The organism is Streptomyces sp. NPDC101225 (assembly GCF_044767585.1).
GTDB lineage: Bacteria > Actinomycetota > Actinomycetes > Streptomycetales > Streptomycetaceae > Streptomyces.
In genome coordinates this window covers 88,008-110,560 of sequence record NZ_JBIWOE010000025.1, presented here as the reverse complement: position 1 = coordinate 110,560, position 22,553 = coordinate 88,008, and the positions used below count along the sequence as shown (strand labels likewise).

General features: G+C 69.8%; 20 protein-coding genes and 2 pseudogenes. 15 read left to right on the top strand and 7 right to left on the bottom strand.

The genetic code is table 11. The features are described from left to right. The first annotated feature begins 2 nt into the window (after positions 1–2). The 7 genes from ACIRPX_RS29740 (at position 3) to ACIRPX_RS29710 (ending at position 8,626) form a co-directional block, all read left to right on the top strand. Complete coding sequence (locus ACIRPX_RS29740) at positions 3–857, top strand: amidohydrolase family protein (protein ID WP_404200929.1); 855 nt, start codon at positions 3–5, stop codon at positions 855–857. Between the two features lie 46 nt (positions 858–903). Next, positions 904–1,611 (top strand): GntR family transcriptional regulator, encoded by a 708-nt coding sequence (locus ACIRPX_RS29735; protein WP_404200927.1) that lies wholly within the window; start codon positions 904–906, stop codon positions 1,609–1,611. 2 nt (positions 1,612–1,613) lie between these two features. Further along, positions 1,614–3,251, top strand: a complete 1,638-nt coding sequence (locus ACIRPX_RS29730) for a carboxylesterase/lipase family protein (RefSeq protein ID WP_404200925.1) — start codon at positions 1,614–1,616, stop codon at positions 3,249–3,251. A 13-nt stretch (positions 3,252–3,264) separates the two neighbouring features. Further along, the gene (locus tag ACIRPX_RS29725) at positions 3,265–4,359 is read left to right on the top strand and encodes an ABC transporter substrate-binding protein (protein WP_404200923.1); all 1,095 of its coding nucleotides are present in this window, start codon (positions 3,265–3,267) and stop codon (positions 4,357–4,359) included. Between the two features lie 44 nt (positions 4,360–4,403). After that, positions 4,404–5,267, top strand: a complete 864-nt coding sequence (locus ACIRPX_RS29720) for an ABC transporter permease (RefSeq protein WP_404200921.1) — start codon at positions 4,404–4,406, stop codon at positions 5,265–5,267. Between the two features lie 141 nt (positions 5,268–5,408). Beyond that, positions 5,409–6,686, top strand: a complete 1,278-nt coding sequence (locus tag ACIRPX_RS29715; protein ID WP_404200919.1) for an MFS transporter — start codon at positions 5,409–5,411, stop codon at positions 6,684–6,686. Between the two features lie 224 nt (positions 6,687–6,910). Beyond that, on the top strand, positions 6,911–8,626 hold the full coding sequence (locus tag ACIRPX_RS29710) for a carboxylesterase/lipase family protein (RefSeq protein ID WP_404200917.1): 1,716 nt from the start codon (positions 6,911–6,913) through the stop codon (positions 8,624–8,626). On the opposite strand, the gene ACIRPX_RS29705 is transcribed toward ACIRPX_RS29710, so the two are convergent. Continuing rightward, positions 8,548–8,817: a hypothetical protein gene (locus ACIRPX_RS29705; protein ID WP_404200915.1), complete on the bottom strand. Its 270-nt coding sequence runs from the start codon at positions 8,815–8,817 to the stop codon at positions 8,548–8,550. The two genes, ACIRPX_RS29710 and ACIRPX_RS29705, sit on opposite strands and share 79 nt — an antisense overlap. Positions 8,818–8,857: 40 nt before the next feature. After that, positions 8,858–9,016: pseudogene (locus ACIRPX_RS29700) on the bottom strand (NADP-dependent oxidoreductase); the annotation flags it as partial. Between the two features lie 55 nt (positions 9,017–9,071). Here ACIRPX_RS29700 and ACIRPX_RS29695 point away from each other — a divergent pair. Next, positions 9,072–9,689: a TetR/AcrR family transcriptional regulator gene (locus ACIRPX_RS29695; RefSeq protein ID WP_404200913.1), complete on the top strand. Its 618-nt coding sequence runs from the start codon at positions 9,072–9,074 to the stop codon at positions 9,687–9,689. A gap of 189 nt (positions 9,690–9,878) precedes the next feature. On the opposite strand, the pseudogene ACIRPX_RS29690 reads toward ACIRPX_RS29695, so the two are convergent. The 5 genes and pseudogenes from ACIRPX_RS29690 to ACIRPX_RS29670 all read right to left on the bottom strand — a co-directional run. Next, positions 9,879–11,087: pseudogene (locus tag ACIRPX_RS29690) on the bottom strand (NF041680 family putative transposase); the annotation flags it as partial. 133 nt (positions 11,088–11,220) lie between these two features. Continuing rightward, positions 11,221–11,769 (bottom strand): MFS transporter, encoded by a 549-nt coding sequence (locus tag ACIRPX_RS29685; protein WP_404200911.1) that lies wholly within the window; start codon positions 11,767–11,769, stop codon positions 11,221–11,223. Between the two features lie 266 nt (positions 11,770–12,035). Beyond that, the gene (locus ACIRPX_RS29680; RefSeq protein WP_404200909.1) at positions 12,036–12,419 is read right to left on the bottom strand and encodes a hypothetical protein; all 384 of its coding nucleotides are present in this window, start codon (positions 12,417–12,419) and stop codon (positions 12,036–12,038) included. Then, positions 12,416–12,673 carry an Arc family DNA-binding protein gene (locus tag ACIRPX_RS29675; RefSeq protein WP_404200907.1) on the bottom strand — a complete coding sequence of 86 codons (258 nt, stop codon included), beginning with the start codon at positions 12,671–12,673 and terminating at the stop codon, positions 12,416–12,418. The genes ACIRPX_RS29680 and ACIRPX_RS29675 overlap by 4 nt, the downstream gene beginning before the upstream one ends. A 363-nt stretch (positions 12,674–13,036) precedes the next feature. Next, positions 13,037–13,948, bottom strand: coding sequence for a LysR family transcriptional regulator (locus ACIRPX_RS29670; protein WP_404200905.1), 912 nt, complete (start codon positions 13,946–13,948; stop codon positions 13,037–13,039). Between the two features lie 600 nt (positions 13,949–14,548). Here ACIRPX_RS29670 and ACIRPX_RS29665 point away from each other — a divergent pair. The 7 genes from ACIRPX_RS29665 (at position 14,549) to ACIRPX_RS29635 (ending at position 22,498) form a co-directional block, all read left to right on the top strand. Beyond that, on the top strand, positions 14,549–15,946 hold the full coding sequence (locus ACIRPX_RS29665) for a potassium channel family protein (RefSeq protein ID WP_404200903.1): 1,398 nt from the start codon (positions 14,549–14,551) through the stop codon (positions 15,944–15,946). A 153-nt stretch (positions 15,947–16,099) separates the two neighbouring features. Further along, on the top strand, positions 16,100–16,984 hold the full coding sequence (gene folP, locus ACIRPX_RS29660) for a dihydropteroate synthase (RefSeq protein WP_404200980.1): 885 nt from the start codon (positions 16,100–16,102) through the stop codon (positions 16,982–16,984). 163 nt (positions 16,985–17,147) lie between these two features. Further along, a complete protein-coding gene (locus tag ACIRPX_RS29655) occupies positions 17,148–18,491 on the top strand; it encodes an aminomethyl transferase family protein (RefSeq protein WP_404200901.1) in 1,344 nt (447 codons plus the stop codon). A 29-nt stretch (positions 18,492–18,520) separates the two neighbouring features. After that, positions 18,521–19,393 carry a methylenetetrahydrofolate reductase gene (locus tag ACIRPX_RS29650; RefSeq protein ID WP_404200899.1) on the top strand — a complete coding sequence of 291 codons (873 nt, stop codon included), beginning with the start codon at positions 18,521–18,523 and terminating at the stop codon, positions 19,391–19,393. Continuing rightward, the gene (gene purU / locus ACIRPX_RS29645; protein ID WP_404200897.1) at positions 19,390–20,295 is read left to right on the top strand and encodes a formyltetrahydrofolate deformylase; all 906 of its coding nucleotides are present in this window, start codon (positions 19,390–19,392) and stop codon (positions 20,293–20,295) included. The genes ACIRPX_RS29650 and purU overlap by 4 nt, the downstream gene beginning before the upstream one ends. A gap of 18 nt (positions 20,296–20,313) precedes the next feature. Further along, a complete protein-coding gene (locus tag ACIRPX_RS29640) occupies positions 20,314–21,171 on the top strand; it encodes a bifunctional 5,10-methylenetetrahydrofolate dehydrogenase/5,10-methenyltetrahydrofolate cyclohydrolase (protein WP_404200895.1) in 858 nt (285 codons plus the stop codon). Positions 21,172–21,571: 400 nt separating this feature from the next. Further along, complete coding sequence (locus tag ACIRPX_RS29635) at positions 21,572–22,498, top strand: LacI family DNA-binding transcriptional regulator (RefSeq protein ID WP_404200893.1); 927 nt, start codon at positions 21,572–21,574, stop codon at positions 22,496–22,498. Positions 22,499–22,553 lie beyond the last annotated feature (55 nt).

The window sequence follows — 22,553 nt, the reverse complement described above, 5'->3', positions numbered from 1 at the left end:
ACGTGGACTTCGTCGACGCACACTGCCACATCATCTCCGAGGACACGGCCCGCTACCCCAAGGCACCGATCGGCGGGAAGCAGTCGGAGTGGGCCGCCACCCGGCCCGTGACCGCCGAGGGCATGCTCGCCCGCATGGACGACACCGGCATCGCCCAGGCCGTCCTGGTGCAGGCCACCACGAACTACGGCTACGACAACTCCTACGTCCTCGACAGCAGCCGCCGTTGGCCGGACCGCTTCGTCGCCGTCGGCACCGTCGACCCGCTGCGCCCGGACGCCGCCACCTCCCTCAAGTCGGCGGTCGGCGACGGCGGGTTGGCCGGCGTGCGGCTGTTCACCAGCGGCAGCACCGTGCCCACCCAGGGCGAGTGGTTCGTCGCCCCGGAGACCTTCCCCTTCTGGGAGCAGGCCGCCGAACTGGACCTGCCGGTCTGCCTCCAGATGCGCCTGGGCGCCGCCACCGGCCAACTGGTGGAACTGCTGGAACGGTTCCCCGGCGTGAAGGTCCTCCTCGACCACATCGGCTACCCCGACATCACCGCCTCGCCCGCACAGGCCGGCGCCGACGTCGCGGCACTCGGCACCCACCCGGGCCTGCACCTCAAGCTCACCCACCGCAACCTGGAGCGGCTGCGGGACGCGGGCGAGCAGGCCGGCGAGTTCCTCGGACCGGTCGTCGAGGCGTTCGGCGCGGGCCGGATCGCCTGGGGCTCGAACCTGCCGGCGGCCGAGCAGTCGCTGCCCGAACTCCGCGCCCTGGCCGAGGGCGTCGTCGCCGAGCTGCCCGAGCAGGACCGCCGGGAGATCTTCGCCGGCACCGCCCGGCGGCTGTATCCGGGGCTCGCCCGAGCCTGACCGTGCAACCGCAGACGACCCCTCCGAGCAGACCTACAGGGTGATCATGGTGGATTCCAACGGCTTCGACGACGACGCGGGCCGTACGCTGCTGACCCGGGAGAGCCAGGCCTACGAAGGGCTGCGCTCGCTGCTGCTGTCAGGCAGTGTCGAGCCGGGCACCCGGCTCACCGAGGCCGACCTGACCCGGATGTTCAACGTCTCGCGCAGCACCATGCGGGCGGTCCTGGTCCGGCTGACCCAGGAGGGCTACGTCACCAGCGAGGTCAACCGCGGGGTGCGCACCCGCAGCTTCTCCGTCCAGGAGGCCGCGGACATCCTGGAGGCCCGCGAGACCCTGGAGTCCGCGCTGGCGGGCAAGGCTGCGGAGCGGGCCACCGAGGACGAGATCCGCGAACTGCGCAGCACGCTGGACGGGATGGAGGACTGCAAGTCCCGCGGAGACGCGACGGGTTACTCTCGCGGCAACCGGCGCTTCCACCAGCAGGTGACGGAGGCCGCGCACCAGCAGACCCTGGCCCGGGCCTACGACACCCTGCTCTACCCGCTGGTGATGCGCCAGTACCGCAACCTCTCGGCGCCGCACCCGCGCACCGGATCGCTGGAGGAGCACCAGGCCATCCTCCTGGCCATCATCACCCGCAACTCCCCGGCCGCCGTCGCCGCCATGCTCCACCACGTCGCCTCCGCCCGCCGCGCGCTGCTGCTCCAGGCACACCGGGAGCAGCGCCCCGCCTCGGCCGTGGAGGCGTGAGGATGCCGTCCGCCGCCGCGCACCGCGGCGACCAGAAGAGAGAGACCATGCGCCGGCCGGTGAAGACCGAAGCGGGACTGGCCGGTGGCATACCGGGACGGGACCGGTCGGTCACCGTCTTCCGCGGCATCCCCTACGCGGCGCCCCCGGTCGGCGAACTGCGCTGGCGGCCGCCGCAGCCCCCAGTGCCCTGGAGCGGGGTGCACGAGGCCGTCCGGTTCGGCCCCATGTGCCCGCAGGTGCCGGGCTCCGAGCTGCACGGCAGCGACCTGCCGATGAGCGAGGACTGCCTGCGCCTCAACGTCTGGACGGGGGCGGACCCCTCGGACGGACAGCTGCGGCCGGTGCTCGTGTGGATCCACGGCGGCGGCTTCCGGGTCGGCACGGGAGCCAGTCCCCGGTACGACGGTGAGGCCCTGGCCCGCAAGGGCCTCGTGGTGGTCACCTTCAACTACCGCCTGGGCGCCTTCGGTTTCCTGGCCACCCCCGAACTCAGCGCGGAGTCCGGGCACCACGCCTCCGGCAACCACGGGCTGCTCGACCAGATCGCGGTGCTGAAGTGGGTGCGGCGCAACATCGTGCACTTCGGCGGCGACCCCCACCGGGTCACCATCGCCGGGCAGTCGGCCGGCGCCGGATCGGTGAACTTCCTCGGCATGTCCCCGCTGGCCGAGGGCCTCTTCCACCGGGCGATCGCACAGAGCCACGCCCGGCACTCCCGCGACCCCGACCTACGTTATCTGGGCACCTCCTACCGGACCCTGGCCGACGCCGAGGCCGCCGGCGCCCGGTACGCGGCGGAACGCGGGGCACGCAACCTGCGCCAACTCAGGGCTCTGCCCTGGCCGAAGCTGGTGGAGGGGGACGCCTCCGTGGTCGACAGCGCCGTGGAGACGGGCGGCCCCGCCAAGCCGCCGTCGTTCCGTCCCGTCGTCGACGGCTGGGTGCTGCCCAGGGGCTACGAGCAGACGTACCGCGAAGGACTGCAGAACGACGTCTGGTACCTGGCCGGGAACAACCACGACGAGAGCGGCGCGGTGCCCGCGAGCGCCTTCGCGGAGTTCCGGGCGCTCGGCAGGAAGTCGTGGAGACCGGGCGCGCCGCCGGTCCACCTGACGCGCAAGGACTTCGTCGACGCCGCCCGGCTCAAGTTCGGGGCGCTGGCCGAGGAGTTCCTCCGGCTCTACCCGGCCGGCACCGACGACGAGGCGGCGCACGCCCATTGTGCCGCGGTGCGTGACAACGCCAGGATCTCCACCTGGCTGTGGGCGAAGGACTGGGCCGCACACGCGGACCGGCCGGTGTACACGTACTTCTGGACCTACGCCGCCCCGGCGGGACAGAGTGCGCGCCGCGCCTCGCACGGCTCCGAGATCGACTTCGTCTGGGGCAACCTGCACCCCGACCACGCCGAGTGGACCGACGAGGACCGCGACGTCGCGGAGACGATGAGCGGCTACTGGGCCAACTTCGCGGCCACCGGCGACCCCAACGGACCGGGCCTGCCGCACTGGCCCGCGTGGACACCCGACACACCGGCCGTCATGGAGGTTGGTGCGGGCTTCGGCCCGATCCCGCTGGCGGACGAGCCCCGGCTCGACTTCTGGAAACGCTTCTTCCTTACTCAGCATGCTTGGTGACAGGAGAACGATCATGACCCACGCACACCCGACCACTCCCGCGGCCCGCAGAGGAACGCGGCTGCGGCCCGGCGGCGGCCGCAGGATGCTGGCTCTCACCTCGGCCACGGTCCTCGCCCCGGCGCTGCTCACCGCCTGCGGCAACGACTCCAGCACCACCTCGGCCTCGGACGGACTCGTCCAGGTCACCGTCGGCGGCGGCGGCAGCATCTTCGACACCCCGCTCCAAGTGGCCGACGCCAACGGCTACTTCCGCAAGCAGGGCCTGAAGATGAAGTTCGTGACGCTGACCGCCGCCACCGGCCCCTCGGCGCTCCAGTCGGGTTCGGTTCAGTTCTACGACAGCAGCCCCACCGCGTTCGTCTCCGCCCTCGCCAAGGGGCTGCCACAGCTCGCGGTCTCCACCGACGGTCTCGGCAACCCGCTCGGCCTCGTCGTCAGCAAGAAGTTCGCCACCGCCCACAAGCTGACCGCGAGCAGCCCGGCCGCGACGGTCGCCAAGGCGCTGTCGGGGTCCACCGGCGGCTCCAGCTCTGCCAACACCAGGGCCGAGGCCGGCATCTTCCTCAAGAAGTACGGCGTCGATCCCGACAAGAAGGTCAAGTGGGTGACGCTGCCGAGCCCGGCCGCCGACAAGGCCGCCGTCAACAGCGGCCAGATCGACTGGTTCCTCACCTCGGAACCGATCCCGCTGCAGATCCAGGACGATGGGGACGGCGTCGTCGTCGCCGACCCGGCCAAGGTTCCCGAGTGGGCCGCCGAGGACGCCGGGTACGGACAGCTCGTGGTCACCCAGAAGAGCTACGCCAGCGCCCACCCCGACATCGTCAAGAAGTTCGCCACAGCGGTCCAGCAGGCGACGGCCTACATGAACACGCACCTCAAGGACAGCAACGACCAGACGGTGACGAAGGCCGCCCAGAAGTCCCTCACGGGCGCGCCGAACAGCGTCGTGCAGGCCAGCCTGCAGCAGGTCGAGTGGCCCACCAGCGGCTCGATGGACGCCGCCGGCTGGAAGAAGACCATGGCGTTCCTCACCAGCCTGGGCACGCTCCCCTCGGGTGCCGAGGTCACCACCGACAACTGGACGAACAAGTACCTGCCGTGAGGCGACCGGGCGAGCCGCACCGGTGAATCTGGAAGGAGCAGACAATGGCGACTGCTACCAGCAGTGCAGAGAGCAAGACCGAGGTGAAGGCGGCCCGGCCCGCGAGCCTCGGGGGCGGCGCGTGGCGGGGCACCGCGCTGGTGGTGGTCCTGCGGATCGCGGTGATCGCCCTGACCGTCGTCCTGTGGCAGGTGATGAGCGGTCCCGTCCTGCCTGAGTACGCCGTCAGCAAGCCGACCGACGTGGCGCACGCCCTGTGGAAGCTGCTCGGCTCGTCGGCCGGCTGGACCGACATCAGGACGACGGCCTTCGAGATCGTGGCCGGCTTCGGGATCGGCGTGGCGATAGGCACCGTGATGGGCCTGGTGCTGGGCTCGGTGCCGCTCGCCGGAAGGGTGTTCGAGCCGCTGATCGCGGCCGTCAACGGCATCCCCAAGATCGCCCTCGCGCCGCTGTTCCTGCTGTTCTTCGGCATCGGCCCGATGTCGAAGATCACGATCGCGGCGACGGGTGTCGCCTTCGTGGTCTTCTACAACGTCTACCTGGGCCTCAGGCTGCGGGATCACGAACTGGTGGAGATCGTCCAGGTGATGGGCGGGGGCCGGCACCACGTGCTCAGCTACGTGACCCTGCCCACCCTGGCCGCGCCCTTCTTCGCTGCGCTCAAGACGGGCGGGCCGCTGGCGATCCTCGGCGTCATCGGCGGTGAGTTCATCGCCTCCACCGACGGCATCGGCCACGAGCTGTTCACCGCGGCCACGAACCTCGACGCACCCACCGAGTTCGCCGGCCTGATCATCCTGGTGGCGATGACGCTCATCCTCAACGGGATCCTCACCGGGCTGGACACGCTGGCTCTGAAGCGTCTCGGCCTGGGTGACCGGCGGTCGAGGGCCAAGGGCAACTGAGTCGGACCCGCCGGCCGTCGGCCGCGCGTCCCGGGCCGGATCCCCACGTCCGGCCCCACCCGGTTCGAGACGGAGCCCCATGACACAGTCGTGGCGGGCCCTCGCCCTTCCTCCCGCGCACGCAGTGCGGCGGCTACGCCGATGATGACTGTCCGCCGCCGGGGGCCGTTCCCCGCCAGGCGCCCGGCCTCCCGGCACGAGGGTGCCGCTCGCCTCAGCAGCTTCGCGTCGCTGCGGATACGCAACTACCGGCTGTACGCGATCGGACAGAGCACGTCCGTGGTCGGCAACTGGATGCAGAACATCGCCGTCGGCTGGCTGACCCTGCAACTGACGCACAGCGGAACGACGCTGGGCATCGTGACCGGGGCCCGGTACCTGCCCCTCCTGCTGCTCGGAGTGTGGGGCGGGCTGCTGGTGGACCGCCATGACACCCGCAGGCTGCTGACGGTCACTCAGGTGTGTTTCGCGGTCCAGGCCGCACTGCTCACCGTCCTGAGCGGGGCCCATCTGATGAGCGTGCCCCTGGTCGTCCTGCTCATGCTGGCGATCGGTCTCACCAACGTCTTCGACAACCCCGCCCGGCAGAGCCTGATCAGCGAACTCGTCGACCGCGAGCACCTGGCCAACGCGATCGCCGTCAACTCCACCTTCATCAACACCGCCAAGCTCGTCGGACCGGGTCTGGCCGGCATCGTCATCGCGGTGCTCGGGGTGACGCCCTGCTTCGCCCTGGACACCGTCTCGTTCCTCGCGGTCATCGTCAGCCTGCGCATGCTGCGGACGACGGAGATGTATCCCGCGGAGCGCGAGGCGCGCGCCAAGGGCCAGATCCGGGCCGCCGTCGCCTACGTCCGCCGTACACCCGACCTGCTGTACCCCATGGTCATGGTGTACGTGACCGGCATCCTCACCTGGGAGTTCCCGGTCAGCCTGCCGCTGCTGACCACCGAGGCCTTCCACGTCGGGTCCGCCGGCTACGGCGCCGCGATGGCCGTGATGAGCGTCGGTGCGGTCCTGGGCGGCTTCGTCGCGGTGCGCCGCCGTGGGCTCAGCACCCGTTCCCTGTCGGTGTCGGCGGTGATCTGGGGAGCGCTGATCTGCGCCACGGCTCTGGCGGTGGCGCTGGTGGCCCTGGTGTTCGTCGGCTCGGCCTCCATCACGTTCAACTCCTCGGCCAAGACGCTGATGCAGCTGGGCGCCGCACCCCAGATGCGGGGTCGGGTGCTGTCGATCTGGTCGATCGGCTGGCTGGGCGGCACCGTCGTCGGCGCCCCCGCGGTGGGCGCGGTCGGCGCCTCCTTCGGGCCACGCGGCGCGCTCCTGGTCGGCGGCCTCGCCGCCACGGGCGTCGGCGTGGTCGTCCTGACACTGTCGATGCTGAGGAGAATTGTCGGACAGGAGCTTCACGAAAGGTAGACGCCGTGAGGCCATGACTGCAAGAAAACTGCCGTAGAAGCCCGCAGTTCACGCCAGTTCCGAGATCCCCGCCCCAAGTGATTGTCGGACGATGCGAGCCTGTGGATCTCGGGAAATTCTGTCGCACATATTGCCCGCAATCTTGTCGCGCGTTACGTTCTCGGCCGCCCCCTCCCCCCTTCCGGCGCCACAGCGCCCTTCCCCGAGCGATACGGAGTTTTCGTATGAACGTGCCTGAAAACAGCCGACTCACCGGCGTGGAGCCGGAGTTGCGCCGCCGCGACTTCCTCGGTCGCTCCGCGGGCATCGCCGCCGGGGCGGTGTTCCTCGACGCCCTCGGGACGTCGGTCGCGTCCGCGACCGAACCGCTCGTGGGCCGGCCCGTGCGCACCGAGTCCGGGCTGGTCTCCGGTGTGGCCGCCGCGGTCTTTGGCGTCACCGTCTTCAAGGGCATCCCCTACGCGGCCACCACCGCGGGGCGCAACCGCTGGCGCCCGCCGCAGCCGGCCCCGTCGTGGAAGGGCGTGCGCAAGGCCGACACGTTCGGCGACGCACCCCCGCAGGCGTCGACCACCCTCACCATGAGCGAGGACTGCCTCAACCTCAACATCTGGACCGGCGCCACGAGCGACCGGGAGCGACGGCCGGTGTACGTCTGGCTGTACGGCGGCGGGTTCTCGGCCGGGACCGGCTCCGACCCGAGCTTCGACGGGTCCGTCCTCGCGGGCAAGGGCGTCGTCGTGGTCACCATCAACTACCGTCTCGGAGCCCTGGGTTTCCTCGCCACCCCCGAACTGAGCGCGGAGTCCCCGCACGGCGTGTCGGGCAACTACGGCCTGCTGGACCAGATCGCGGCCCTGAAGTGGGTACGGCGCAACATCGCCGCGTTCGGCGGTGATCCACGCCAGGTGACCGTGGGCGGCCAGTCCGCGGGCGCCGGCTCCACCGACATGCTCTCGATGTCCCCGCTCGCCACCGGCCTGTTCAAGCGCTCCGTCGCCGAGAGTCATGTGCGCTACCCGAGCGACCCGGAGCTGCGCTACCTCGGCGTCTCGTTGCGCAGGATGGACACCGCCCTCGAACAGGGGCCCGCCTACGGCGGGACGAAGGGCGCGAGCACGCTGGCGGAGCTCCGCGCCCTGCCCTGGTCGCAGTTCACGGACGGCGCCACGCTCAAGGACGAGACCGTCGACACCAAGTCCATCGCGAAACCACCCCTGTTCAGGCCTGTCGTCGACGGCTGGGTGCTGCAGGCCGGCTACATGGACACCTATGAGGCCCGCGCGCAGAACGACGTCTGGTACCTCGCCGGCAACAACCTCGACGAGAGCGGAGCCGTACCCGAGACCGCCTTCGACCACTGGCGCAGCACGCCCTACCCAGACCGTCCCGGCGCCCCGCCCGTCCATGTCACCCTCGACGACTACGTGAGCGCCGCGCAGCAGAAGTTCGGCACGATGGTGGACGACTTCCTGCGGCTCTACCCGGCCACCACGGACGACGAGGCGGCCCTCGCCAGCAACGACGCCATTCGCGACAACTCCCGTGTCTCCACGTACCTTTGGAGCGAGGAGTGGACCAAGGGCACCGACCGGCCGGTGTACACGTACTTCTGGACGCACCGTCCGCCGGGCCCTGACCATGACATCCGGGGCGCCTACCACGGCTCCGAGATCGTCTACTTCTTCGGCAACCTCTACCCCTCCACCCAGGGCTGGACCGACCAGGACCGCGAGATCGCCGACACCCTGTCCTCGTACCTCGCGAACTACATCAGCACCGGCGACCCCAACGGGCACGGCCTGCCCATGTGGTCCGCCCACAGTCCTTCCTCGCCCACGGTGATGGAGGTCGGCGAGCACTACGGACCGATGCGTGTGGCGACCCGCGCGAAAGTCGACTTCTGGAGGCGGTACTTCGCCACGCAGGACGCCTGGTAGCAGCCCGCGACGGGCCCGGGCCCGTCGCCTCGACCGTGTCGACGTGCCCGTCGCTCACCCGTGCCCGTGACGGGCCGCGACCGCAGCGTCAGGATCTGGAACGGACGCAGCGTCACCTCCACACCGTCACCGGCATGCCGATGGCCGGCCGGATCGACGAGGGGACGTTCGAGCAGGTCCGTCGCGGTCACCGAGGCCGGCGGGAACGCGGTGGTCAGGGTGGCTCGGGCACGGGTTCAGTCCGGCAGCAGTGACCCGCACGCGGACCTGCCCCGGTCCGGCCTGCGGTTCCAGGACTTCCTGAACGTCCAGGACTTCGGGGCCGCCGAAGGAGTCCATCCGGACTGCCCTGCTGCCGGCTGCGAGTGGTTGCTCGTTCTCTGTCTGCATGTGCGTCTATCTCCGCGAGGCCGTAAGGGCATCGAAACGGACTATGCTCCGTTTCATGAACGACCATAGCACAAACGGAGCGCGATCCGTTTCGGGTGGGATGAAAGCCCGTACGCCGCGGGCGGACGCAGCACGCAACCGCGACCAGCTGCTCACGGTGGCGACCCGCGTCTTCGTGTCGTCCGACGGCGAGCCCTCGATGCGCGCGATCGCCCGTGAGGCCGGGGTCGGCATCGCCACTCTCTACCGTCACTTCCCGACCCGCGAATCACTGGTCGACGCGGTCTATCAGGATCAGGTCGTGCGGCTGACGAGCGGCGCCCACGAGTTGCTCGGCCATCTGCCCCCCGCAGCGTCGATGCGGCGCTGGATGGACCTGTTCGGGGACTGGATCGCAGCCAAGAACGGCATGCTCGACACGCTGCGAGCAACGATCGAATCGGGCCAGATCACCCATGCGCAGACCCGGACCGAGCTACTGACGGCCATCAACACGATTCTCAACGCAGGCCGCACGGCGGGCGACCTCCGCTCCGACATCACGGCCGAAGACATCGCCACCGCCCTCATCGGCATCTTCACGGTGGCCCCCCGGCCCGAGCAGGAAGCCACGGCCAATCGCCTGCTGAACCTGCTGATGGACGGCCTCCGGCCCACCGCCCAGCCGTCCTGAATCCGATCGGGCCCCACGGGATAGGCACCACCACCTTGGAGTGCCGCAGGAGCCACCACCCCGTCGAACCTCCCGGTCACAGCACCAGGAACTCCACCCAGCTGATCCCACGACCGAAATCGAACGGCTGCCGGCTGCGCCGCCTCCCGATGTGGTGAACATCTGCTGTCGGTTCTCGTGGACAAAGCCAGCGGCCAGCGGCCGGGCGAGGCGGAGCTGGGTGTGGACGACGACCACGAGCCATGTCCACCGGTCCGCGGCCTGGGGAGTACGGACCTTCGGGGTGGTCCAGCCGAGGATCTGCTTTCCGAACCTGAAGGTGTGCTCGAGATCGAATCTCCTGAGGAACACCTGCCACCACAGATCCACGTCTGCCGGGGCGGCGCCGGTCTTGGAAGACCACAGCCAGACCGGCGGTGCTTCCCGCTCTTTCGAGAGGTGCTCGACCTTCAACCGGACCAAGGTGCCCTCGACGACGGGGAGTTCACCGTCGTGCTCCAGCCAGGCCGAACGGTGGGTCAGCCTCGGGTGGACCGGTCCCAGGCCCGGGCTTGGGCCTTGCCGTAGTTGGTGGTGTCGGTGACCGTGGTGATCGCCGCCTCGGGCCAGGTCTCGGGGTTGGCGAAGCGGAACTCCCTGCCGTGCTTCGGCGGCCTGCCGCCCTGGGGACAGGCCAGCGCGTACTCCTTGAGCGAGGGTTTCGGCAGCCGCATCACCCGGTCGCTGCGGATCCGCCCGACCAGTCCGACAGGAAGGTCCCGCAGGACCCAGGCCAGGCGGGTGACGTCGTAACCAGCGTCCATGACGATCGTGATGTCCGGATCGCCGGGCGCCCACTGGCCGGCTGAGATGAGCCGCTCGGCCACCGCCCGAAGTTGGGTGGCGGTGACGGCGGTCGCATCATCTTCGGGTCCGAGTCGGACCACGTCCAGGATCGACGTCCACGAGGTGGCTCCCGGTTCGAGGACGGCGACGAAGGAATACGGCCAGCCCGGGGTGAACTGGGCGGCGGACTTCGCCCGGCCGTAGACGTGGCAGAACAGCCGGTCTGCCGAGCACGGCGCGTCCGAGCGCAGCCACGGCGACACGCCGACCGCCAGCACCAGGCGGCCGCCCTCGAACCGGGGCAACGGCAGCCCGGCGAGCAAGGTCCGCAACTTCTCGACGTCGAACCGGCCCCGGTTGAGAGCTCCGTACAACGCGCCGTGCCCACGCCGGTGCTCGGGCACCATCGTCAGGTCCACCGGCGAGGTGACCGGCCCGTCGACGCACAACAGCGCGTCGGCCAGTTCGAACAGTTCGTCGCGCCGGGCGGTCAGACACTCGTAGAACTCTGCTCGGGAAGCGTGACGCTTCCGCGAACGCTTCCCGTCGGACATCCGGGCACACCACGCTCATGACAACGGCCTTCGACTGGTTCTCCTCGTGACGGAGCACAGGATCAGACGAAGGCCACCCTCATGTCCGGCGAATGCCCAGGTGAGTGACCTCGTTCGGGACACCGTTCGAGCCCAGAAGAAAAAGAACAAGCTCACCCGCAGGCCCGGATCGCGCCCTGCCCCGGGTGCTGTTCCACCGTTTCCGGGGTCGGCGGCGGGTCGGCGGCCCGGTGTTCGCCGCGGACCGGGATTGTGGCGACGGCCAGCAGGGCGGCCACGGCGCCCACGGTGAAGGCGGCCGGGTAGCCGGTCGCCGAGATGCGGGTGGCCATCCCCGGCGGTGTGGCGGTGGCGACCACGTACTGGGCGGTGTTCTGGATGCCCGCCTTGCCCGCCCAACTGCTCCCCGCGTACTCGGCGACCGTGGTGTACGCCAGCCCGTTGGTGCTGACGGAGACCACCGTGGCCACCATCACGACGGCGCCGGCCGTGGCGCTCCTCGCGGCGGCGCAGGCGGCCAGTCCGGCCAGGGCGAGCGCGATGGCGACGGTCAGCGTGCGCATCGGCCGCATCCGGCTGCCCGCCCGGTCCGACCACCAGCCGGAGACCAGCCGCAGCACGGCCCCGCCGAGCTGACCGGCGGCCACGATCCGGCCGGCCGCGGCGGCCTGCCAGCCGTGGACGTCGACCAGGAAGACCACCGAGAAGTCCCTCTCCGTGGCAGAAGTCCGGCGGCTCCTGGACCTTGCCCACCCCTCCGCGGCCTGGCATCGGTCACTCGCGCAGCGGCTCCGCTGGTCCCACTGGCGCCGACGCCATCAGGCCATCGCCCGCCACGGCCACTACCAGCGCCGCACGCACCCCGATCGAGTGAGTCACGAACCACCACCACCTTGACGGAGCGTCAGCTCACTAGGCTCACAAAAGACCCTGTGGCCAGGAAAAATGGAGAAGTGCAACTGGAATACTAGGGATTGAGGCCGAGGGTGCGGACCGGGTGAGGCTCCCACAGGGAGGTTGCAGTGGTCGCGACGACGCTGCCCTCCGGACGGTCCGCAGTGGGCTGCGCCGCATACAGCGTGTGGGCCACGGCCCAGTCATCGTGCCCGTGTGCCACCGCGAGGGCGGCGGGAAGGTCGAGCTCAAGAAAGGTGAAGCCAGGCAGGGCGGCAATATGCTCGGCCGTTCCCTTTCGTTCCCGGTCTGCTTCCACCAGCGCACATGTTGTGGCGTAGAGGAACCAGCCGGATTCGGCATGAGCGCGGTGAATCAGCCGGGACGCCAGACTGTTGCCGCGGCCCGCAGCCACCATGGCGGAGCTGTCGAGGATCACGTGAACGGCAGTACTCACGCAGCGTCCGCCTTGCCCAGCCGACGGTCCAACTCCGCGTCGAGGTCCGCCTGCTGGACGGGATCAGGGTCGTAACCGTTCCATTCTTTCAGCACTGCCCGCGCCCGCTCAGCCCGCTCAGCCCGCTCCGCAGGCGTCAGAAGGGACTCGGCGAGGCGGGCGAGGTACGCGCGCAGAGACATCCCTTCGCCGGCAGCGACCTCAGCGAGGCGATCGCGCGCTTCTTCCGGGATGCGGATATTGGCATCGGACACGGAGAACTCCTTCCACACCTCCAGGGTACGGGTACGCACCCGTACCCACAACCATGTCGCCAACGACCCGGCGGTGCTCCACACCTTGCCACCCCCGCCGACAGGACGAACACAGACGGCAGCCGAGGCCGTCGACCCACTCCGGAGCCCAGGCCAGCACCTCATCGATCCGTTGGAGCTCGCGCCGCACGCCCCGAAATCGGCGTCGTCGATCCAGGCGAAGCCTGCCAGACGCGACCGACCTGCCAGCCGACACCCCCCGGCGACGCCTCCTGCGCACCAGCGCCCGCCACGCCGACCATCACGGCCACATGCTCCTGAGCGCCGACCCCATACACCTCCCCATGCGACGCTGACAAGCCGTCACGCGTCAATCAACGGGATCGGATTGTCCTTGAACCACTGCGTGAGGAACTCCAGCAGGGTAGTGATCTTGCGCGGCACGCTCCGGCCCGGCCCGTATACCGCATACAGCGGGCGGTCGGGCACGGCCACATGCGGAAGCTGCACCTGCAGTGCGCCGGAGATGAGATCATTGTAGGCCGACCGCTGAGGAATCAAGGCAATGCCGCGGCCCTGCACGGCGGCCTTCTGCAGGGCGATATAGGAGTTGGAGGAGAAGGCCACGTTGCGGATTTTGTGCAGTGTGGAGGCGGCCCCCAGCCCCAGACGCCAGACCGGCTCATTGACGTGCACCAGGCAGTCACGAGCGGCCAGATCGTTGGGGTGGGCAAGGGATCCGTGCTCCTTGACGTAGCCCTCGGCCGCGCACAGCGTAAACGGCAAGGACGCGATCTTTTTGAGGTGCACGCTGGAGTCGCGCAGGTCCCGGGTGTGCAGGGCGATGTCAAAGCCGCTGTCGAGAAAGTCGTACGTGCGCTCCGACACTCCGCCAAGCTCGAACCGCACAGCGATCCGCGGATGCTCGGCGGCGAAGGCGGCGATGGCGTCGCCGACATCGAAACTACCGATCCACTTGGGGCAGACGACGCTCAGCTGCCCCTCCGCCCGGTCGTGCAGGTGGGCGATCTCGGCTTCCTCCGCCTCGACCTCGGCGAGGATGCGGGTGGCGAACTCCGCATACCGCAGCCCGGGCTCGGTCAGGCTGACCGAACGCGCCGTACGGTTCACGAGCCGGACACCGATGGTCCGCTCCAGTTCCGCGACATGACGGGAAACGAGCGAACCCGAGGAACCCAGCGTCCTTGCGGCTCCGCTGAAACTGCCGAGCTGCGCGACAGTCACGAAGCTGCGCATTAGGAGCAAGCGATCCATGACCCACCTCACTAAATCGTTCTAGCGCTTCACGCTAACAGAGGCAACTCGCTGGACGCGAGGACTGGCGATGGAAGACCCACCCGAGGGCAAGATGAGCGAGCCGACGCCTCGTCGGCAATTGTGCGCAGTACGAGCCTTGGCCGTGGGGCCAATCGTTGTTCCTGACGGCTGGCCGTGGACTCGCCGCGCCTGAGGCCGGGCGCGGACACGGCGGCCCAGTGGCCCGGCTGCCGGTTGCGGCCCGCACGAAGTTGCACTGGCGGCCGATGGAACCATGCCCGCCGCGCAACCGGTCCGGGGCTGCGCGCAGAGTGTCCCCGACGCCTCCCGGTGGTCACCCACCCCGTCGCTGCGCCCGCCGCGCCTGTCCGCCGTCCGCTTGGCGCCCTGTTGGGGATGCAACATTAGCCTTCGCCCGGCGCGCCTGAACTGTCCCATACCATCGCCGCACCGCAAGAGTGATCGCATCACCTCGCCCGCGGCAGCAGCCCGGTGCGGCCGTCGTCAACCGGACGGCAGCCGACGCGGCGACCCCCGACGGGCTCCGACACGGCGAGGCCCCCTGACCACGCCCTCTTACGGCAGGACACCCGAATCATGACCACGCACTCGCCCCCCGTCAGGACGACCCACCGCTACCTCGTGATCGGCGAGACCCACCTGGCCAGCCGGGTGTGCGCAACGCTGCACGCGCGTCGGCACACCACCCTGCACCTCACCCAGCCGCGTGACGAGGAGCTCCGCTCCGCGCTGGGCGGGCGCCCGCATGCAGTGTCCGTGCTCCTGCACGACGACGTTGCCGCGCTGCGCTACGCCCTCGCCGTCGCGCACCTCTCGCCCGAAACACCCTTGATCGCGACGATCTTCGACCGCACCGTGGCCGCCGAGCTCAGCCGTCTGCTGCCGCGATGCGAGGTGACCTCGCTCGCGGACCTGGTCGCGCCCGCGCTGGCCGGACCGTGCCTGGATCCCGCTCTGGCTGCGGTGCAGCGCAATCAGGACCGGATCCGGGGGGTCCGCGAGAACGGAGACAGACTGTATGCCGAGGACTGGCGTCCGCGCACTCGGCGACGGTGGCGCACCCGGGCCGGCTGGGTGCTGCGCCAGCTGCGTCCGCACGATGCGGGCACCCGCGTGCTGGTCGTGGGCATGCTCGCCGTCCTCGCCATTCTGCTGGGCGACTGGGTGTGGCTGGTCGGGCACGGGCACCCCGCCCCGGAGGCATTCTTCGACGCCGCACGGGTGGTCGCGGGCGTCGGCCCCGCCCAGGCGCCGGCCCGGGCACACACATACCAGGTACTCGCAGCTCTGGCGATGCTCGGCACCATCGCCTTCAGCGCGCTGTTCACCGCAGGAGTGGTTGAGCGCATGCTCGGCCCCAAGCTGATCAGCCTCATCGGCCCTCGGACCCTGCCCCGCTCGGGACACGTCATCGTGGTCGGCATGGGACAGGTGGGCCTGCGGCTGTGCGTCGAACTGCGAGCCCTGGGCATCCCCGTCGTCGGCGTCGAACGCGACCCGCAGGCAGCCGCCGCCCGGCTGGCCCGCACCATGGGCGTGCCCGTCATGACGGGCAACGGCGGCGACCGCCACCTGCTGGAACAACTCCGCCTGCGCCACGCCCGCGCTCTCGCCGCCGTGGGCTCCGACGACCTCGACAACATCGCCGTCGCCATCGCCGCGCTCGGGATCGCCGCCGAGACCCGGGTGCTGATCAGGGCGGGTGAGCACGAGGCCATCGCCGAGACCCGCTCCCTGCTGCCCATGGGCATCATCAGAGACGTCACCGGCATGGCCGCCGCCTACGTCGTCGCCCGGCTCCTCGGCGAGCCGGCCGCTGGCGTGGTCGCCCACGGCGGTGGCGTCTACCTGCAGGACCCCGACAGCTCCTTCGGCCGCAGCGCGCTGTCGGCCGAGGGGCGCTGCGGGCATCTGGCCACGAAACCGCCGGATCCCCTGGCCTCGATCCCCATAACGATCACCCACAGGGACTAGAACGATTAAGTTTCTCGTTGTAACCTGACGGCCCTGACGGCCTAATCGATTTAGTTCTTCCTTCCCGCGGCGGGCGCGGGAACCAGGAGGTTGCCGCCGATGTCAACCATGCAAAGCACTGCCGCTGCCGTACCGCCCAGAACGCCGGCCGAGATGGAGGGGCTCCCCAGCCCGGGCCGCTGCCTGGTCATGGGGATCCTCAACGTCACGCCCGACTCCTTCTCCGACGGCGGCCTGTACGCAGACACCCACCGCGCGGTCGAGCGGGGGCTGGAACTCGCCGTGCAGGGCGCGGACATCGTGGACGTGGGAGGAGAGTCCACCCGGCCGGGGGCGCGCCCCGTGGGCCTGGAGGAGGAGCTGGCCCGGACCGTCCCGGTGGTGCGCGAACTCGCCCGGGCCGGCGTGTGCACGAGCATCGACACCATGCACGCGCCCGTCGCCCGGGCCGCCGTCGAAGCGGGGGCGCGGATGGTGAACGACGTCAGCGGCGGACTGGCCGATCCGGCCATGGCCCGGACCGCCGCTGACGCCGGCGTCCCGTACGTGGCCATGCACTGGCGGGCACCGAGCCCCGAGATGGACCGGCATGCGGACTACGGCGATGTCGTCGCCGAGGTCGCGGCCGAACTGGACAGCAGAATCTGGCAGTTGACGGAACACGGCGTCGACCCGGCCCGCATCATCGTCGACCCGGGGCTCGGCTTCTCCAAGCGACCGGAGCACGACTGGACGCTCCTGACCGGCCTCGGGTCCCTTCACAAGCTGGGCCACCCCGTACTCATCGGCGCCTCGAGGAAGCGCTTCATCGCCGCCGCCCTCACGCACGGCGGCGCCGACCAGGTGCCACCCGGGGGACGGGATGCGGCGACGTCCGCAATCTCCGCGCTGGCCGCACGGGACGGCGCGTTCTGCGTGCGCGTCCACGACGTCCGGGCCAGTCTCGACGCCGTGCGCATCGCATCCGCCCACGTCGCCCACCGCGGCAGTATCCGGGTCGGCGTTCCGGCCGGCCCGGAGTGCGGCCTGCGGCCGTAGGCCGCCCCGCACTCCAGCGCCTCCGGCGGGGAGCCCACTCCGCCTGCAATCACTAGATCGTTGCACCTCTGCGGTATTCACGCTCCGGGTCCATACCGCAGGCCCTTCCCCGTCCGTTACTAGATCGATTTAGTTTCGCGTAGTCACCCAAGAAGGAGCCGCAATGCCCACCCCCTCCCTCCAAGACGGCATCAACCAGGCCGGCTCGCCGATCAACCTGCTGTGGCAGCCGGACGCCGAGCCGTGGACGCCGGAGGTCGTCGAGCGCGAATACGCCGGCTGGCGGCAGGAGCAGGCCGCCTGGCACGACGGTGTGGCCCTCCTCAACCTCTCGCACCACATGTACGACATGTGGATCGAGGGACCGGATGCGACCCGGGTGCTGGCCGACCACGGTGTGAACAACTTCGAGAAGTTCGCGATCGGCCAGGCCAAGCAGTACGTGCCGGTCACCCGCCATGGCCACATCGTCACCGACGGCATCCTCGCCCGGGAGGGCGAGAACAAGTACCTGCTCAGCGGGATCCCGGCCGCGCAGCACTGGGTGCAGTACCACGCCGCGAAGGGCGGCTACGACGTCGGCTTCGCCACCGACGCGTCCTCCGCCTTCCGCCCCGGCGGCGGCACCCCCAGGCTCTTCCGCTACCAGATCCAGGGACCGCTGGCGGCGGAGCTGGTGGAGAAGACGTTCGGCGTGCCGCTGCCGGAGACCAAGTTCTTCCACTCCGCGCCGGTCACCCTCGACGGGCGGACCTTCCACGCGCTGCGCCACGGCATGGCCGGCCAGGCCGGCTTCGAGTTCATCGGTCCCTGGGAGCACGCCGCCTACGTGCACGAGGCGTTCCTCAAGGCCGGCGAGCCGCTCGGCCTGATCCAGGTCGGGGCCCTGGCGTACACGACGCCGAGCGTGGAGAGCGGCTGGATCCCCTCGCCGGTGCCCGCCATCTACTCCGATCCCGACCTGCTGGAATACCGCAAGTACCTGCCCCTGTTCGGCATCGAGGGCAAACGCCCGCTCAACGGCAGCTACTTCTCCGCGGACATCGAGGACTACTACGTCTCCCCGTTCGAACTCGGCTACGGGAAACTGATCCACTTCGGGCACGACTTCGTGGGCCGGGACGCTCTGCTCAAGGCCAAGAACGGGCCGCTGCGCAACAAGGTCACTCTTGTCCTCAACCCGGATGACGTACGCACCGTCATCGGGGGCGGCGAGGACCCCGGCTTCGTCCTGTCCTACGCCCGCCACCGGGTGGAGAACGGCTCCGTCCTGGTCGGCGTCACGATGCAGAGCGCGTCGATCGACCCGGTGGGCACCGTGCTGGCGCAGACCCTGATCGACGCCGAGCACGCCGTGCCGGGCACCGAGGTCACGGTGGTCTGGGGCGAGCACCCCGGTCTGGGCACCGGCCCCGAGGCCGACCTCGGCTTCCCCCGCATCCGCGCCACCGTCCAGCCGTCCCCGTTCAACGAACACGCGCGCACGCTGTACCGCCGCGAGCACTGACGCCGACTCAGAAAGCGAGACGCAAGACGATGAACACCGCGAGCACGGTACGAACGGCGGTCGCCACCTCGCTGCTTGAGGACTTCTCCCTGGAGATGACCGGGAAGGACATCCCCAATCTGGAGGAAGCCTGCGACACCATTCCCCAGGGGACCCGTATCAACGTCACCTTCCTCGGCAACGAGGACCTGCGGATGCGGCTGGACGCGGCCCGGGCGGTCAAGCGGCTCGGGTTCGTGCCCGTTCCGCACATCTCCGCCCGCCGCCTTGGGTCGGGCGAGGACCTCCAGCAGTTCCTGGCCGGCCTGCAGGCCGACGGTACGTCGGACAACGTGTTTCTCATCGGGGGAGACCCGGCCGTCCCCAAGGGGCCCTACGGCGACTCCCTGTCCCTGATCCACACGGGGCTGCTGCAGGAGTACGGCGTGCGCAACGTCGGCATCACCGGATACCCGGAGGGCCATCCCGCGATCGACAGCGGGCTGCTGTGGTCCGCGCTGCAGGACAAGCACGCCGCCCTCGGCGAGCAGTCTCTGGAGGGCGGCGTCATCACGCAGTTCGGGTTCGACGTGGATCCGGTACTGGCCTGGGTCGAAAAGGTGCGGGCGCGCGGCATCACCCTGCCGATCAGGGTCGGAGTGCCCGGGCCCGCCGGGGTGCGGCGGCTCATGTCGTACGCGGCCCGCTTCGGGGTGGGCACCAGCACGTCTGTCGTCAAGAAGTACGGGTTCTCCCTGACCAACCTCATGGGCACGGCGGGACCGGACCGTTTCCTGCGCGAACTCGCCGCGGCCCACGATCCCGCCCGCCACGGCGGCTTGAAGATCCACTTCTATACGTTCGGCGGGCTCAAGGCCACCTCCGAGTGGGCCGCCCGCTTCTGGAAGGAAAGCCCGGCATGACCCTCACGCAAGACACCCCTGCCCGCGCCGCGACGAGCAAGCCTTCCGCGCAGCAGGCCTCACTCATCGTGCAGGGTGCCGACGCGACCGGCATCGTCGCGGCCGTGACCTCCATCCTCAGCGGGCACGACGCAAACATCGTCTCCCTCGACCAGTACTCCGACAATCCACAGGGCGGGGCGTTCTTCCAGCGCACCGTCTTCGGCCTGGACAGCCTCCAGGCCGCGCTGCCCGCGCTGCGGGCAGACCTGGACAAGAACCTGGTGGAGAAGTTCGGACTGCGCTACACCCTGCGCGACATGTCGGTGCGCAAGCGGGTGGCGATCTTCGCCAGCAAGTCCGATCACTGCCTGCTCGACCTGCTGTGGCGTCACCGTCAGGGCCAGCTGCCGGTGACCCTGGCGATGGTGGTCTCCAATCACCCGGACGTGGCCGAGGAGGTCCGGGGCTTCGGCATTCCCTTCTTCCATGTGCCGTGCCAGGGCGCCGACAAGTCGGCCGCCGAGGCGGAGCACCTGCGGCTGCTGAAGGGCAACGTCGACTTTGTGGTCCTGGCCCGCTACATGCAGATCCTCTCCGGCGACTTCATCGGCCAGGCCGGAGTGCCGATCATCAACATCCACCACTCGTTCCTGCCGGCCTTCATCGGCGCAGGGCCGTACGCCAAGGCCAAGGAGCGGGGGGTGAAGCTGATCGGGGCCACTGCCCACTACGTCACCGAGGACCTCGACGAGGGCCCGATCATCGAGCAGGACGTCGTCCGTGTCAGTCACGCCGACACCGCTGCTGACCTCACCCGGCGCGGGGCTGACGTGGAACGCGCGGTGCTCTCCCGTGCGGTGCTGTGGCACGCCGAGGACCGGGTGATCCGGGATGGCAACCACACCATCGTCTTCGCCTGACGAAAGGCGTTCGTCACCATGACCACCATCATCAACGGTGCTCACATTGCGCAGCGGATCCGTGCCCAGGTCGCCGCAGAGGTCGCCGCGTCCGCGGGGACCGTCCCCGGCCTCGCCACGGTCCTCGTGGGCGACGACCCCGCCAGCGCCGTGTATGTCGCTGCCAAGCGCCGCGCCATCCTGCAAGCCGGTATGCGCGACTTCCACCGCCACCTGCCTCAGCACGCCACCCAAGACGACGTGGCTGCGGTGCTGGACCAGCTTGTCGCCGACCCAGAGGTCTCCGGCATCCTGCTCCAACTCCCCCTGCCCCGGCATCTGGACGCGGCCGGCCTGATCGACCACATCCCCGCCGCCAAGGACGTCGACGGCCTGACCACCGCCAGCCTTGGCCTCCTTGCCCGCGACGAACCAGGGCTGCGCCCCTGCACGCCCAGCGGCGTGGTCGAGCTGCTGGACGCCGAGGGCATCCCGCTCCAGGGCGCGAACGTCGCGATCGTCGGATGGGGCAATCTCGTCGGCAGGCCCCTGACCCATCTGCTGCTGCGGCGCGGAGCGACCGTGTCGGTGGCCCACGAATTCACCACCGACCTCACCACCGTCACCCGAGCCGCCGACATCATCGTGGTCGCCACCGGCGTCCGCGGCCTCATCGGCCCCGAACACGTCCGGCCCGGTGCCGTCGTCATCGACGTCGGCATCCACCGCACGCCCGCGGGTCTGGCCGGTGACGTCCGTTCTGACGAACTCCACGGGATCGCCGGACGCATCACCCCCGTCCCGGGCGGAGTGGGCCCCATGACCATCGCGATGCTCCTGGTCAACACCCTGCATGCGGCTCGGTGGGATGCCGATCGCACAGCCATAGCCGCCTGAGCACCGGGCGGGAGCCACGAGAGGAGCGGTTCCCGCCCACGGCCCTGCCGACAGCCGCCTGGCCACCGACCACGGATGCGACGACGTAGCCGTCTGGGTCCGCGTGCTCTGGATCGGCCGTACGGGAGAACACCTGAAGTTCGGGCACCGGTGCCCGCATCACCCGGCTTGAGGGGCCCGAGCGGAAGCCACAGGCGACCGAACTCAAGGTGCGCCGATGGCTGGCCGTCGCGCTAGGAGAGAACATCCGCCGGAAGACCTGAAGGGGCACACTTAACTGAAACGATATAGCCGCATAGGCTTACCCGTAGCTGCTTAAACGTTCTAAGGCCCCCGGGGGCGGTCCTGGCCGAGGCCTGCTCACGGAGCGTTCGCGGCATGAGGGACGGAGTGTGCCAACATGGGCCGTTCGGGACGGGTCACGCTGAGCGACGTGGCCAAAGCATCCGGAGTATCACGAGCGACCGTGAGCTTCGTACTGAACAACGACCCCCGGCAGACCATCTCCGCAACCACCCGGCAGCGGGTCATGGCTGCGGCACAGGACCTGGGATATGTTCCACACGGCATCGCCCGCGCGCTACGCGAGGGCTCCTCGCGTGTCGTTGTACTCAATGTGGACTGGGGCATCGAGGGCAACTTCTCCCGCAGCTTCGTCCGCGGCTTGGACGAGGAGCTCGCCGAACACGATCACATCCTGCTGGTCCGGCACGGGCACTCAATCCCGGAAGCCACGCAGAAGGTCCTGGACACCATCGCACCACGGGCCGTGCTGCGGCTCGGCGAGGCCTACATGCAAGGACACGCGCCGAACGAGGAGGACTGGGAGAACGGCTTCGCCGCCAACGCCGCGGTGCAGATCCGGTATCTGGCCGAGCGGGGACACACCCACATCGCGATGGCGATGCCCGACCACGACTTTCCGCTCACCGAGGCCCGGCTCGGCTTTTCCGAGGAGACGGCCCGGCGTCTTGGACTCCCCGCCCTGGAGCGATTCGTCGTGCCCAGGCCCCGAGGGGCCGGCGCTGCCGCCGTCCGCGAGTTTCTGCAGGCCCACCCAGAGGTCACCGCCCTGGCCGCATTCGACGACATCATCGCGTTGCGCAGCCTGACGGCGCTGCGCGATCTCGGGCTGCGGGTGCCCGAGGACGTGGCCGTGATCGGTTTCGATGAGACCGAGCACGGCGCCCTGACCACCCCCGCGCTCACCACCGTGCACATCGACGCCGAGGTGCTCGGACGGATTGCCGCCCGTGATGCCCTGGGCGTCGGCACCGGCGCCCTGGCACCCGTGCCGGGGCGCATCGTGGCCCGGGCATCGGTGTGATCGGATGCCTCAGCTGCCTGAGGCGGACGGTGCAGCTCGGTAGGCGCCGAGGACT

What these genes read in the sequence shown, in the direction of transcription:
- ACIRPX_RS29710 (WP_404200917.1), top strand. Translation starts at nt 6,911, where the DNA reads ATGAACGTGCCTGAAAACAGCCGACTCACCGGCGTGGAGCCGGAGTTG.
- ACIRPX_RS29640 (WP_404200895.1), top strand. Translation starts at nt 20,314, where the DNA reads ATGACCACCATCATCAACGGTGCTCACATTGCGCAGCGGATCCGTGCC.
- ACIRPX_RS29695 (WP_404200913.1), top strand. Translation starts at nt 9,072, where the DNA reads ATGAACGACCATAGCACAAACGGAGCGCGATCCGTTTCGGGTGGGATG.
- ACIRPX_RS29670 (WP_404200905.1), bottom strand. Translation starts at nt 13,948, where the DNA reads ATGGATCGCTTGCTCCTAATGCGCAGCTTCGTGACTGTCGCGCAGCTC.
- ACIRPX_RS29665 (WP_404200903.1), top strand. Translation starts at nt 14,549, where the DNA reads ATGACCACGCACTCGCCCCCCGTCAGGACGACCCACCGCTACCTCGTG.
- ACIRPX_RS29735 (WP_404200927.1), top strand. Translation starts at nt 904, where the DNA reads ATGGTGGATTCCAACGGCTTCGACGACGACGCGGGCCGTACGCTGCTG.
- purU (WP_404200897.1), top strand. Translation starts at nt 19,390, where the DNA reads ATGACCCTCACGCAAGACACCCCTGCCCGCGCCGCGACGAGCAAGCCT.
- ACIRPX_RS29730 (WP_404200925.1), top strand. Translation starts at nt 1,614, where the DNA reads ATGCCGTCCGCCGCCGCGCACCGCGGCGACCAGAAGAGAGAGACCATG.
- ACIRPX_RS29720 (WP_404200921.1), top strand. Translation starts at nt 4,404, where the DNA reads ATGGCGACTGCTACCAGCAGTGCAGAGAGCAAGACCGAGGTGAAGGCG.
- ACIRPX_RS29715 (WP_404200919.1), top strand. Translation starts at nt 5,409, where the DNA reads ATGATGACTGTCCGCCGCCGGGGGCCGTTCCCCGCCAGGCGCCCGGCC.
- ACIRPX_RS29650 (WP_404200899.1), top strand. Translation starts at nt 18,521, where the DNA reads ATGAACACCGCGAGCACGGTACGAACGGCGGTCGCCACCTCGCTGCTT.
- ACIRPX_RS29635 (WP_404200893.1), top strand. Translation starts at nt 21,572, where the DNA reads ATGGGCCGTTCGGGACGGGTCACGCTGAGCGACGTGGCCAAAGCATCC.
- folP (WP_404200980.1), top strand. Translation starts at nt 16,100, where the DNA reads ATGGAGGGGCTCCCCAGCCCGGGCCGCTGCCTGGTCATGGGGATCCTC.
- ACIRPX_RS29655 (WP_404200901.1), top strand. Translation starts at nt 17,148, where the DNA reads ATGCCCACCCCCTCCCTCCAAGACGGCATCAACCAGGCCGGCTCGCCG.
- ACIRPX_RS29725 (WP_404200923.1), top strand. Translation starts at nt 3,265, where the DNA reads ATGACCCACGCACACCCGACCACTCCCGCGGCCCGCAGAGGAACGCGG.